The sequence below is a fragment of the Gottfriedia luciferensis genome (assembly GCF_002156865.1).
GTDB classification, from domain to species: domain Bacteria; phylum Bacillota; class Bacilli; order Bacillales; family Bacillaceae_G; genus Gottfriedia; species Gottfriedia luciferensis.
Genome location: NZ_NCTA01000014.1, coordinates 1 through 13,899, shown reverse-complemented (window position 1 = coordinate 13,899; position 13,899 = coordinate 1). Strand labels below are relative to the sequence as shown.

The window sequence follows — 13,899 nt, the reverse complement described above, 5'->3', positions numbered from 1 at the left end:
AAAAAACAAAACCGTTCCTATTAGGCGGTTTTTGTCTTTGTTTTTGTTGTAATATAAAAATATAACGTCACACCTAATGGTATGGCTAAAACTGTTAAACTCTTATTCGGTGTTTCACTTAAGAAATTCCAATTTCTACTTATTAAGCTACTAGAAACATAATGAATAGCTTGCCGAAATTTAAATGATAGACTCGCAAACGGTAATTTCATCATTTCTTTTCGATAAAATGCAAATCCTTTAGGGTTTTTAATATACTGACTGAACATATTTAATGATGAGCCATCAGCAAGGTATTCGACATAGCATAAAATTTCATTCATTAACAGCATCTCATGTTGTTTATCAAGCATATGATATTTATATGCCAAGCCTACGTATCTCTCATCTTTAAATAGTGGATATGGAAATTGTCTTGTTAGTTCAGTACGATAAACTAGCTTTTTATCGCCAGTTACACCATATTTATTGTATAAATCAAATAATCTCGATTGCTTCTTATCAACCGGAAGTGTTGTACCAATTACTCTGCCATCTGTATATGCATCTAAACCAATGATGCCACTTACGTGATCGTTACCATATTGATTCCAAAAACCAATAATTTTTTCCACCGCATCTATTGGCATATAATCATCTGAATCAATGCAAACATTTAATTCGGTCTTTATTAGCTGGTAAGCCGTATTATGCGCCCCATGCATTCCTTGATTTTTTTGCCAAACATAGTTTATTTCCACTACATTTTCTAAAATCCATCCTTCAACTAATTCCTTTGTTTCATCAGATGAACCATCATCAATAATTAACCACACAAATTCTTTACATGTTTGATTTTTTAAGCTTTCGTAACAATTATGAAGACAATACGCTCGATTATAAGTTGGCGTAAATACAGTGAGTTTCTTCATGTCGTACGCCCTAGAGAGATATATGTCTTTTCCGTAATCTCGGCTGTTCTTCGGATATTATATCCCTTTTGATTCAATGCACTTTCAGCATTTTTACGTGGAAATTCTCTTTTTGCCCCGTCTAAAATTTTCTCAATCCATTTTTCCTTTTCAGACAAGGAGCAAAACTGTATTAATCCCATTCCCATATCTACTTCTTCTGTAATCGAATCTGAAATAATACAAGGTAAACCAGCACCTTGCGCTTCAATTAAAGTTACTGGTAGACCTTCATGTAAGGATGGAAAAACGAAAACATCCATTGCTTGAAGAATCTTATGAATATCATCCCTAATCCCAAGTAGCTTTACATATTTCTCGATTTGCAGTTCTTTTATTTTCGATTCGATCTTTGCTTGAAGTGTGCCTCCACCAACTAAAATTAATGTTGCATTAGGCATTTTCTTCAGTAGATCGGCAAATATCTCCAATAAATAAAGGTGATTTTTTTGATGATTAAATCGGCCAATATGTCCAATCACATAAGAATCACTTGAGATCGTTAATTCCTCTCGAATTTGCTCTCTTAACTGCATTGAAAAATGAAACTTTTCACATTCAATTCCATTTTTCAAAATTAGTGATTCATTCGAGCGTTTAGAAAATAACCACTTACTTGCAGATTCAGAACAAGCAAACAAATGTGTAGCATTTGACTCGATCTGTTTTCCTGCATACCATTTGTAAATTTGGGATGCAACTCCACCTTCACTTTTTGTATTATGGCTATGTGCAATTCGAGTAGGAATATTTGCTTTCTTAGCTTCTCTTAAAACTAGACCGCTCATTTTGTCCATATGTGAGTGGACAATTTTATAATTTGAATTGATTCTAAAAAATTTTTCTAGCTTTTTTATATAGCCTAAATGGCCAACTTCCGTTACATAAGGGATTCTATGAATCTTTCCTCCTAAAGCGATTATTTCAGCGTCATATGCCCCTTCTTTACACGTTAAAAAATCGAATTGTATTTTCGTTCGATCAATATTTCGATACAAATTCATAATTAGTGTTTCTGCTCCACCTCGGTTCATATTAACAACCGTATGTAAGATTCTTAAAGGGTAGCCCACATAGTATCCTCCGTTTCATTCATATAGCTTTTATAAACCCTACTCTTTCTCATCATTACTTTCTCGATGCTATATTTTCTCAGAACAATTTTTCTACTACTAAAACCTAATCTCTCTCTTAGACTTTTTCTATTCACGAGGTCTTTAAGGGCATTCGAAAAGCCATTTAAGTCATTTCTCCTGACAATCCATCCATTTTTGTTATTAATAACAAGTTCTCTATGTCCTCTGTTATCTACAGCTAAAATCGGTAACCCGCATGCCATAGCCTCCATGATATTGACTGGTAATCCTTCACGTAGGCTTGAACCGACTGCAACATCACACATTGGTAGAATCTCCTTTATGTCTTTTCTAAAGCCTAAAAAGTCTACCATATGGGAGATACCGAGACGATTTGCTAATTTTTTGCATTCATCTAGTAAGGCTCCTTCGCCTGCGAGTAAAAGCTTTACATTCGGTAACTCATCTTTTATTAATGCCAATGAGTTGAGTAGAAATTGTTGATTCTTGTTTTTATTGAATTCGGCCGCATAAAAAAGTAAAAAGTCATCTGGATCGTAACCAAATGACTTTTTTAAGACTCTTTTATCCGGTTCATCGATTGGTTTAAAAATCTCCGTATCGATTCCAACTCCATGAATATGTTCGATATTTTTTACTTTCAAACTTTTTTTAGCTAGTTCATAATCTTCTTTATTAATTGTTATTAAACAATCAGTAAAATGAGCCATGATTTTTTCAATTGGATAATAGACTATCCAATTAAGCATTGGAGCACCCTTACAAAAATGGAAGCCATGGGCTGTATAAATAACTTTGGTTCCATTAGCTCTAGCCTTACGAGCTGCAAGACGGGTCAGAATGCCCCCCATTGGTGTATGACAATGTATGATATCGTAATGATTTTGATCAATGATCTTTTTCAGTTGTTTTAGAGCCTTGATATTTCCTAAATTAATTGGAGATCTCTGAATGGATAGATTAAACTTTTGGTCTGCATAGGGGATTTGTATATCTCCTTTTGCAGCTATATGTACTTCCCATCCCTTATCCTTGAACCATTTTATATACGGCATATGAAATGCAGTAAAGTGATAATCTACAGTTGCACAAAAAAGTACTTTTTTAGCCATTTCTTTCACCCATTAACAAAAATTTTCTATCTAGTTAGTTTGCTAAATTAATTCATTTTTCAATAACGCTGTTAAATAATCTAGTACACTTTCTCTCAAATCTGCTCGATTAAGGGCAAACTCAAGTGTAGTTTTAATAAAACCTAACTTTTCACCTACGTCATAACGAGTTCCTTCAAAGTTGTAAGCATAAACTGCTTCATATTTATTAAGTTCTGCAATCGCATCAGTCAGTTGGATCTCATTTCCAGCTCCAGGCTTCTGATTACTTAATATATCAAATATTCTCGGGCTTAAGATATAACGACCTAGAATCGCTAAGTTTGATGGTGCATCTTCTTGTTTCGGTTTTTCTACTAGACTGTGAACATTATAGAACTGATTATCTATTAAACTGCCATCTACTATTCCATATCTAGAAACATCCTTTTTATCTACCGTTTGTACCCCTAAGATTGAAGCGTTATATCGATTGTACTGATCAATCATTTGCTTTAAGCAAGGTGTATCAGCCTTTACAATATCATCCCCTAATAATACTGCAAACGGCTCATTTCCTATAAATTTACGAGCACACCAAATTGCATGCCCTAAACCTTTTGGTTCTTTTTGACGAATATAATGAATATCTACAAGCTTTGATGATTTTTGAACAGCATTTAATAATTCAAATTTACCTTTTTCGAATAGATTTTGTTCTAATTCAAAAGAATGATCAAAGTGATCTTCAATTGCTCTTTTACCTTTACCAGTTACAATAATAATATCTTCAATACCTGATTCAATTGCTTCTTCAACAATATATTGAATTGTAGGTTTGTCTACAATTGGTAACATCTCTTTTGGCATTGCTTTTGTTGCTGGTAGAAATCTAGTACCTAGGCCAGCAGCAGGGATAATCGCTTTTCTTACCTTCATTTTTACGGTCTCCTTTTAACCTGAAATTGGTAAAACTGTTGGTGATTGAGCTTTTATTCGATAGTTTGAGATATCCAATAATTTTTCTCTCAGTGTGTCCTGATCTAACGTTGAATAATTTTTAATTAACTCTTCAATTTCTTGTGTATATAATTCTGTCGTTTTTCCAATGTATATTTTTGGATAAATTTGCTCTTCATGGACTTCATCCGCTTTTAAGAGTTCCTCAAATAGCTTTTCTCCTGGGCGCATACCAGTAAATTCCACACCAATTTCTTCAATAGAATTACCTGATAACAGAATTAGATTCTTTGCCAAATCGACTATTTTTATCGGGTCACCCATATCAAGAATGAATATTTCTCCACCCTTTGCCAACGCACCTGCTTGAATAACAAGCTTTGAAGCTTCCGGGATTGTCATAAAATAACGTACCATTTCTGGGTGTGTAACTGTTACTGGTCCACCCTTTTCAATTTGCTTTTTAAATAATGGAATCACACTTCCACGACTTCCTAAAACATTCCCAAATCGAACAGCAACAAATTTTGTATCACTTTTCGTATCCATATCTTGAATGATCATTTCAGCGAGTTTTTTAGATGCTCCCATTACACTAGTTGGATTAACGGCTTTATCAGTAGAAATCATGACAAAGGATTTTACACCATACCAACTTGCTGCTTTTGCAATGTTCATCGTTCCAACTACGTTATTTTTAAAAGCCTCTTCCGGGTTTCGCTCCATTAGTGGTACATGCTTATGTGCAGCTGCATGGTATACTACATCCGGATTATATCTTTCCATAACTGCCATCATTTTTTTAGCATCTTGTAAATCAGCAATTTCAGTTATAAATTGTATATCTGAGCCGCTATATCTTTCTTTAAGCTCCATTTCGATTGAATAAATACTATTTTCACCATGTCCTAATAAAATTAGTTGTTTTGGATTAAAACGTGATACTTGTCTAGATATTTCAGATCCAATTGATCCTCCTGCTCCAGAAACTAACACAACTTTATTTGTAATCGAATCAGAAATGCTTTCGATATCCATATCTACTTCATTTCTTCCTAAAAGGTCTTCAACCTGTACGTCACGAAACTGATTAACTGAAACCTTTCCAGTTACTAAATCCTCAATCATCGGAAGAATTTTTGTACTAATTTTTGTCTTTGCACACTCCTGGTAAATCGTATTTAATTCTCTTCTTCTTAAAGATGGTATAGCGATAATGATATTTTCAATGGATAGCTCATTTACAATCTCTACAATATTTCCTACTCCGCCTTTTACCGGAATACCAAGAATATGTAGTTCATGTTTTTTTACATTATCATCAATAAAAGCTACTGGAAAAAGATCACTTTCACTATTTTTTAACAATTGCCTTGCAACCATCGTACCCGCCGATCCAGCGCCGACGATTAAAGTTCTTTTCTTTTGGTCTTTTTTATTGAATACGAAATCGCGGTACATTCTCCATATAAATCTTGACCCGCCAATTAATAGCATATGTAATAGCCACGTAACGACAAAAAGTCGAAAGTATGATTTTGGATAAAGAATATATTGGGCCAAGTATGCTGTTATGATTGAATATGAAACAACCTTTAAAATAATGACTAACTCTCCAATACTTGCATATTCCCATGATTTCTTATATAGGTTAAGCTTTATCGAAAAAAAATGATGGCTAAAAAGCAATGCTAAAGAAATCATAATAATTGCAGATTCAAAAACATAGATTGTTGCTTGGACTAAAAAATAGCTTATAAATACGGAAGTTAAAACAATAATGGAATCTACGATTAAAAATAATGATAGCCTTTGTTTATAAGTCATTTGTTTACTCCTTTCTAACCCATCATTCTTTTTATCGAGTCTAATTTTTTTATTCGACTATTAATCGCATACTCCAGTAATTTTTGAATGACAATTAATTGATCCTTGGAAGCATCTTGATGAATAAACCGAATCACTTTTTTTACTGATTTAGGTGGATTATAATTTTCCATAATTAAAACACTCCAGTAGTAGTTTTTTAAAATACATATGTATAGGTTCTTTTAAAACCCATACATATGTACTTTAAGTAAATTAAATAATACGGGCATTTAACCCATCCTCACACCACACTCTCGACGACCGGCGTCTAAGGTTTATTTCAACCCACAGCATGATCGAGTGCCTACATAGATAACGGAAAGTAGACATCACCAAATTTATTAAGTTAGTAAAAAAAATCTTGATTCTTAATAAAGAACAACGAAGTAAAATTTTTACTTCTCATTAAAGATTGCACCGATTAATTTCCCGTGAGACAGTTCAATGATTCTACTTGCCTCGTTTGTATTTTCAATGTCGGTTTTACCACGATTTAATACTAAAACAACGCCATCACATTGATTTGCAAGTACTCTTGTTTCTGTAAATTCATTTATTGAAGGTGAATCAATTAGGACAATATCATAAGAATCCATTATTTTTTTAAACAATTCTTTAACTGTAGAATTAGCCAAAAGCTCAACTGGATTATATGAAATCGCACCGCTAGTCAGCACATCTAAATTTCCAAATTCAGTTTTTGTCACAACTTCTTCAAGATTTAGCTGTCTCGTTAACAAATCTGTTAATCCAATATTGTTTGAAACTTTGAAAATTTTGTGGATAGAAGCTTCTCTCAGGTTAGCATCTATTAATAAAACTCTCTCTTTTTGTTGAGCCATTGAAACAGCTAAGTTAGCTGTAATTGTCGATTTACCTTCTCCCTTACCCGTTGAAGTAATTAAAAGGACTTTATTCTTTCTTTCTTCGGTTAAAAAGTGTAGGTTTGTTCGGATCGTTCGAAACTGGTCAGATATTAGCGAATTTGGATTTGTAAAAGTTACAAGATTTCTTTTCTTACTTGTTGGGGTTGGTTTTCTTTTACTAAATATCAATACTCTCACCCGCAGTCTGTATGAATTTGTATTTCTTTTTCTCACTTAATAACTTTCTCTTATTCATATTCGATACAATACCAATTACAGGCACTCCTAAAATTTCCTCAACCTCACCTTGTCTTTTTATTGTTTGGTCTAATGAGTCCAATAAAAATACTAAAGCTATACTAATAACAATACCTAGTACGAACGCAATCATAATCATTTTATTACTCTGCTGGTTAATCGGATTAGGATTTTCTTTTGCAGGTGTTAATAACTGGACGTTTTTAAAATTTAGTAGATTACTAACTTCTTCTTTAAATACTCTTGCCGTTTCATTCGCAATCTCACTCGCTACAGCTGGATTTGTATCTTGCGCTGTAATACTAAAAACAGTTGAATTTGCTATTCTTTCAACTACTAATTGATTTGCTAAGGCATCTGTCGAACGATTTAATTGTAAATTATTATTAACTTTATCTAAAACGGTTGGATCATTAATCATAACGGCTAACGTACTCAAATCATTGGTTGCATTAATCATTATTCTCGTAGACGATTTATAAATTGGAATATAATTACTATAATATTTTTGATAAAGGTAGCCCGCTGACGTTGTTAAAAGTGTAAAAACAATAATTATCCAAAATCTACTTTTAATGACATCAAAGTACTCTCTTACATCAATTTCCTTCGCTCTTACATTTTTAATTGAAATGTCCTGTTTCCCTAAATTCATTGGAACCACCTTTACTAAATTATTTTATTAAAAAACAACTGCTAGATTCTATATAACGAACACTCCCCTAAAAAAAAATGAGTTGTACTATATTTATTTGGTCTTTTTATTTAATATGACATTTTTTCTTACAAAAACTGAAAATTTCATTAATTATGAATTTAATTCTAATTCTTTATAAAGAACAAGTCAATAATATTTTCTGTAAATTTACATCTTTTTTACTAACTCAATCTACCATTAACTCGTGCTTATTTAATTAGAAATCCCTATTAATGTTACCACTCTCCGTATAAGTAAATAGATGAAAGTGTGACTAAAGTTGTTCTCTTGAATGAACACCGGGGTAATAATCTCCTATTCTCCTCTTTATAATAGATTCTTTCACTATCTTTTTATTTCTACTAATTTGTACAAGCAATCTGTTCTCTAAAAAATATACTATTTTTATAAATATTCTATTTTAATAAGGAGTGTAATGCTATTTGGCGATTAGTAATCCTGTCATTAATAAGTTATTAACTGTAACAAGTTTAAATGTTAACTCATACCCAGTAAGTGGTAGTGGCGTAGCAAATGGTACAGTCTATTTAACTTTTAAAGACTCAAACAGCAAGACGGTATCTACTACTGTAAAGGCAAACTCAAGCGGTAGCTTCTCTACTAAATTAAATCTAAGCAGCTTAAAAGATGGACAACTAAGTTTCGAAGCATATCAAAAGGATACAAAAGGAAATACAAGTGGGAAAACTAAGCTTTCTGTTTTAAAAGATACGATTGGGCCATCGATTCTATTTAGTGTCACCAATGTTACAATACAAAATCAGAGTGCATATCAAGTTAATGGAAAGGTTGAAGCTAATCAAAAAGTAAGTCTCACTGTTAGTGATGGCACTCATTCTCTATCGAAAGATACAACTGCAGATTCAAGTGGCAATTTCTCAGCTACGTTTAATGTAAGTACTTTTAATGATGGGAACATCACAATTAAAGCCGTTTCTAGAGACGCATACGGAAATTCTTCTACTAATTCTACAGTTGTTAAAAAAGACACTACGATTGTCACTCCACCAGGAACAATCTATGAGCTAACTTCTTCAGAAAGAACTAGATGGGGAATCTATAATGATGGGACTCATCCAATTGAAACAACGAACGGTTTTAATAGCGCACTTCAATGGGCACAAGCAAACGGCTATTCTACCTTCCACGTACTTGGTGGAACCTATTTAATTGCAAAAGGGATAGAAGATCGAGATAATAACGCCCAAATAAATATGGTTAGTAATATGACATTCTTAATGGACACCGATACAGTTATTCAAAAAGAAACAAATAAGTGGGAACAATACGCAGTTATTTCACTTGGTAGAGAAATTATCAATGTAGCAATTAAGGGTGGGACTTTAAAAGGAGATCGAACTACTCATGACTACACTTATGTAGGTCCTTATACAACAGGTACACATGAATGGGGATTTGGGATTCTATCAGAAGGAGCCCTTAATGTCACAATCGATGGTGTTAAGTTTTCAGATTTTACAGGTGATGGCATTCAAGCTGGTGGTACAACCATCACAGGTGTGTCAATTGATTCAACAAACTTAGAACTAGGTGGATTAGATGCAAATGGCAATCCTATTAGCCAAACAGGAAAAATTCGCACAAAGCAAATTGCACTTAGCGACCCAGCATATCAAAATCCTCATTACCGTAATATAATGATGTGGAATCCAGACGGATTAAACGGTAAATATGATCTATATTATTACCGCAATGATGGAAGCTTAATTAAAGTTGATAAGGATCAAGATTTTAACTCATCATTTGGTTATTCTAAAATACCAGACGAAGCAGTTTCTTGGCGAGCAGTCTTTAACGCAAGTAGTACTGCAAATGTAGGCGTCCAAATGATGACCGTTGCAGTTACGGAAAATTTACTCATTCAAAACTGTGATATTGGTAATAACCGTAGACAAGGTATTAGTTTAGTTGGTACAGATGGAGTGAAAATCTTAAATAATAAAATTCATGACATAGGTGGAATTGCTCCAGGTAGTGGAGTCGATTTGGAACCAGGTTTTTACCCTGGCATAAATACAGAAATTAGCAATAATCAGTTTTTGAATAATAAAATTCACTTGGTACTTGCTTATGGTGGCCATGCAATTGCGAATAATAATTACTTTGGTCCTGGCGCTAGTTTTGCATCAACTAGCTGGGGTGGTGTTTCTGCTTCTAATAATAATTTCGATGGTTCAACTTTTGTAAGTAGTGATGGCTCATCTAATGTTACTTTTGTGAATAACAAATTTACAAGTGGCGGCGCAGTATTTGATAGTGGAGAAAATATAGTAATAGACGGATTTATTGGCATAGATTCGGATATAAGTTTTACCCAAACGGTTGTAAATGGTATAAACGCTTCTAATCTATCCTTTACTTCATCTGGACAAGATACAGAGCTTCATGGTTTCGCTATATGGGGGGACAAGCCATTAACAATTAATAATATTAATATAGAAGGAAACAATGCGATCGCTGGCACTGGTCTTGCATCGAATGTCTATTCCAATGTTACTTTTACGAATCCTGTTGAATCTCGCTTAGCGGCTGGAACTTATAATAATCCAGTTATTACAAATGGAAATTTAAATTTCAGTACTGGAAAAGTGACTATAAATCAAGGACAGTTTAAAAATGCTACGTTTGTTCTTGATAATGACAATGGATATCCAGATGTCTCTATCTCAAATTCAACATTTAACTTTGACAAAGCGGTACCTGGCAATATTATTTTAGTCAATAATGCAACAAATTTTGCCTTTCTTAACAACACAATTAACGACAGTGTAACAATTACTGCAGATCATCCAATTATTCAAATTGGCCGTGACGCGTGGAAAAACTCCCCAAGCCAAGTGAAAGGAGCTACAATCAACGGAAACAAATTAACTTCTAAAGTAAAAAGAGTTGGAATTGACACAACGAATGGTGGAACTGGTGCACCTCCGTATGATGTTGAAAACAACACTTTAATAAATAACACACTTGCACTAACATCTAAAGACATTAATAAAAACAACACAGTCTCTTAAATAGCAATTTCTAATTGAGTTCAACTGTAATTAATTTTTCTTTGTTACTATCTGACATTCTCAGACAGTTGAACTGATTAAAGTTCTAATCAATTTGTTCAATACGAATTGATTAGGCGTACATAATACAGTTTTAACAAAAAAAATCTCCGATTAAAGAGAGATTTTTTTAACGATAAAATTTAACACTAAATAACTAGACTAGGTAGTGACTTTCATTGCGATTTATTCCTACTCAATCTTATAAGACAAATCCAAAATAACCCTAGCTTCCTCATTCCCACTATTAAATGGTGGCAAACCTTTTAAGTATTCTCCATTAAGAACAAACTCCCGCTTACTACCCTTAACTAAACTACCTAAAGGAAACTGATTTCTCGAAAATTCAACTAATGAAACTTTACCATCTTTATTTAAATCAATTCCAAGATTTTTTAAATCGTTTAAAGTGTAAAGCTGATGTCCAAACTTAATCGTTTTAATCGATAAAAACTGTGCTTCATTTTGATTCTTTTTTTGAAGAAGTAGACCTTCCAAATTAATTCTAGTTATATCCTTATTTCCGCTATTTTCTAAAATATGTTTTATCTCAAACGGTGTACCATTTTTTTCATTTTGCTTTAAATAGATTAAATCAGTTGTCTTTGTCAGTTCTTTATTGGATAAATCTAACTGTACGGTTGTTATGTGAGGAGCTGTACTAGCTGTCGAAGAAAATTTGAAGTAGGCCAATGTGCTAATTATTAAAATCAATAATCCAAGAGTAACAATGTAGAATCCTTTTTTCCTCTGTTTTTTTTGTCCCATATTTTCACACCCTACCACTAAATAATAGATTCTATATCATTAATATATTAGAGGGATCACTTTATATGTCATTCCACTAGTAAATATTTCAGTTCATCTCATGAAGAAAAAAGCTAAAGATTTTTTCAACCTTTAGCTTTCCTAACTTAATTAGTCACTGAGTACTGATAAGAAGCACCATCTACCAAACTATCATTTTTATTATGATCCACTAGTGCCACACTTATGTCATATAGTCCTGGTGTTTTTAGTGCTAATGTAAAATTAACTGGGAATCCATCACCAATTTTAAATAGCGATAAATACATATCTTCTATTTCTCTATTATTTGGTATGTATGCAACCCCATTTTCATCAGTTGATGAATCATCAATAACATAATTAAATGGTAAATTTTTAACTGGTTTTCCATCTCTCTTAATTTCAACTTTAAATCTTAGTTGAGAACCCGCCGGTCTTTCAAATGTATCAACTAGCTTTATTTTTACTGCAAATTGCTGAGTTGGATTAAAATTAAAGCGTTCTCCACCTAAATTTACCGATAAGAACCCAAGTGAAGCTTGTACAGGTTTTACCGATTTTACTGCTTTACCACTTGAATCTTTTATTTCTCCAACTAACGAAACGGTTGGTTTAACGTTTGCAATAGTTGGCGTTTGCTCTTCAAGTGTAAGCGTTGCCACTGAACCTTTCGTAGAAGCACCTGTTACTTTGTATCCAGCAACATTAAAATCAGTTTTATCGACACCAGTTACATTTTGATTTAAAGTGACAGCAACTGCATCAACTTTACCGTTTTTGTTTACATCCAAAGTTTGAGCTTTCGTAAACACGACTGGTTTAGAGGGTACGACAAAATTAACTGTTGTTTTAAAAGGAGTGACTGCGTTTCCTTTTTTATCTTTTATATTCGACACAGTTAAAGTCGACTTAAATGATGTAGTCTTACTTTCAGCACCTTTTAGGAATAAAGTTGCTTTGTTTCCTGATAATGCAACTTTTGAAACCGTCACACCACTTGTAAACTTATAGTTAGCTACTTTTAACGCTGTTTTGCTATCTACGGCACCAGTAAATTCAACAGTTACTGTTTTTAAGTTCACAAATGTTACTTTTTTAACCGCTAGTTTTGTAGCTGCGCTGGATAATGTCGGAACTAATGCAGAAGCAATTAATGCTGCTGACATTGTTAACATCAATTTGTTTCCTTTTTTCTTCATTTTATCTCTCCTAAACTTAAATTAATTGCTAATTTAATCGTAATATTTAAATTATATAATATTCAGAAAATACAGTCTAAATATATCTTTCGAACTAAAACGACATTTTTCACGATTTTCTTCTTAGTAGTAACGATACATAAATGCATTCTCTACTACTAAAAAATGCTAGGAAATGCATTGCCATCTTACCAAATTTTAGTTAAATATAAAGATATAAATGCCATAGCTTACTAAATTAACTAGTTATATACAGTTAAAATTTAGTAATATTTGCAGGTTTCTTCGGGGATTCTAGTTTTAGGCTAATATGAAAGGATGTTAGATGATGGATCAAACTTTATATGAAAAATATGGTGGAGAAGACACAGTTGGAAAAGTAGTAGATTATTTTTACGATGAATTAGTCCTAAAAGATGAAACAGTAAACCCTTTTTTCGAAAAAACTGATATGGAAAAGCAACGCCGCCATCAAACAAAATTTATTAGTTTCGCTTTAGGTGGACCTAATCAATACACAGGCAAATCAATGTCAAAAGCACACCAAGGAATGAATATTCAACCCGAGCATTTTAATGCAATTGCTACACATCTTCATGATGCATTAGCTCATTTTGGTGTAACTGAAGCTGACATTGATCAAGCATTAGCAAAAGTTGAATCACTTAGAGATGATATCCAATATAAATAACGACGAAGTAAAAAAGCTACTATTTTAAGTAGTAACTTTTTTCAGAGTGTTGAAATATATATCGGTCAATATGAAAAATGTCATTAAGTGAACATTTTTGAAAATAAAGTTAGTATTTTTGCATCTATTTATGAATAGAAATGTTAATCGTATTTATAAAACCATCAAATTCAAATCATCTCTTTGATTTTTATCATTAGTTTAAAATATTAAATACTAATCTTTAGATAAAAGAATTCAACTGTTTAGTAACTTGTTCTAAGTAAAGGATATTTAAATCGTTTTTTAATGAATACTCGTATTGGTGAATGAGTTGATTGGAACGAAAGGATGCTCG

The 13,899-nt window shown here is 32.7% G+C and carries 12 protein-coding genes; 2 read left to right on the top strand and 10 right to left on the bottom strand.

The genetic code is table 11. From position 1 onward, the window contains the following. Nucleotides 1-20: 20 nt before the first annotated feature. The 8 genes from B7R67_RS11275 to B7R67_RS11245 all read right to left on the bottom strand — a co-directional run bounded on the left by B7R67_RS11275 (nt 21) and on the right by B7R67_RS11245 (nt 7,746). Nucleotides 21-911, bottom strand: coding sequence for a glycosyltransferase family 2 protein (locus B7R67_RS11275; protein ID WP_088070482.1), 891 nt, complete (start codon nt 909-911; stop codon nt 21-23). After that, a complete protein-coding gene (locus B7R67_RS11270) occupies nt 908-2,023 on the bottom strand; it encodes a glycosyltransferase family 1 protein (RefSeq protein WP_088070480.1) in 1,116 nt (371 codons plus the stop codon). The genes B7R67_RS11275 and B7R67_RS11270 overlap by 4 nt, the downstream gene beginning before the upstream one ends. Next, on the bottom strand, nt 2,008-3,159 hold the full coding sequence (locus B7R67_RS11265; RefSeq protein ID WP_088070478.1) for a glycosyltransferase family 4 protein: 1,152 nt from the start codon (nt 3,157-3,159) through the stop codon (nt 2,008-2,010). The genes B7R67_RS11270 and B7R67_RS11265 overlap by 16 nt, the downstream gene beginning before the upstream one ends. Nucleotides 3,160-3,201: 42 nt before the next feature. Next, on the bottom strand, nt 3,202-4,077 hold the full coding sequence (gene galU / locus B7R67_RS11260) for a UTP--glucose-1-phosphate uridylyltransferase GalU (RefSeq protein ID WP_088070476.1): 876 nt from the start codon (nt 4,075-4,077) through the stop codon (nt 3,202-3,204). A gap of 15 nt (nt 4,078-4,092) precedes the next feature. Then, entirely contained in the window at nt 4,093-5,925 is a 1,833-nt protein-coding gene (locus B7R67_RS11255) for a polysaccharide biosynthesis protein (protein WP_088070474.1), read from the bottom strand. A gap of 14 nt (nt 5,926-5,939) precedes the next feature. After that, nucleotides 5,940-6,098: a hypothetical protein gene (locus tag B7R67_RS22305; protein ID WP_167374911.1), complete on the bottom strand. Its 159-nt coding sequence runs from the start codon at nt 6,096-6,098 to the stop codon at nt 5,940-5,942. 264 nt (nt 6,099-6,362) lie between these two features. After that, a complete protein-coding gene (locus B7R67_RS11250; RefSeq protein ID WP_088070472.1) occupies nt 6,363-7,022 on the bottom strand; it encodes a CpsD/CapB family tyrosine-protein kinase in 660 nt (219 codons plus the stop codon). Then, nucleotides 7,012-7,746 carry a YveK family protein gene (locus tag B7R67_RS11245; RefSeq protein ID WP_088070470.1) on the bottom strand — a complete coding sequence of 245 codons (735 nt, stop codon included), beginning with the start codon at nt 7,744-7,746 and terminating at the stop codon, nt 7,012-7,014. The genes B7R67_RS11250 and B7R67_RS11245 overlap by 11 nt, the downstream gene beginning before the upstream one ends. A 485-nt stretch (nt 7,747-8,231) precedes the next feature. Here B7R67_RS11245 and B7R67_RS11240 point away from each other — a divergent pair, with 485 nt between their 5' ends. Then, entirely contained in the window at nt 8,232-10,844 is a 2,613-nt protein-coding gene (locus tag B7R67_RS11240; RefSeq protein WP_088070468.1) for a right-handed parallel beta-helix repeat-containing protein, read from the top strand. 231 nt (nt 10,845-11,075) lie between these two features. Here B7R67_RS11240 and B7R67_RS11235 read toward each other — a convergent pair whose 3' ends face one another. Together B7R67_RS11235 and B7R67_RS11230 are read right to left on the bottom strand one after the other, a co-directional pair. Next, nucleotides 11,076-11,651 carry a hypothetical protein gene (locus tag B7R67_RS11235; protein ID WP_088070466.1) on the bottom strand — a complete coding sequence of 192 codons (576 nt, stop codon included), beginning with the start codon at nt 11,649-11,651 and terminating at the stop codon, nt 11,076-11,078. 146 nt (nt 11,652-11,797) lie between these two features. Continuing rightward, complete coding sequence (locus B7R67_RS11230; RefSeq protein ID WP_088070464.1) at nt 11,798-12,871, bottom strand: hypothetical protein; 1,074 nt, start codon at nt 12,869-12,871, stop codon at nt 11,798-11,800. Between the two features lie 328 nt (nt 12,872-13,199). Here B7R67_RS11230 and B7R67_RS11225 point away from each other — a divergent pair, with 328 nt between their 5' ends. Beyond that, nucleotides 13,200-13,562 (top strand): group I truncated hemoglobin, encoded by a 363-nt coding sequence (locus B7R67_RS11225; protein WP_208615648.1) that lies wholly within the window; start codon nt 13,200-13,202, stop codon nt 13,560-13,562. The last annotated feature ends 337 nt before the right edge of the window (nt 13,563-13,899 follow it).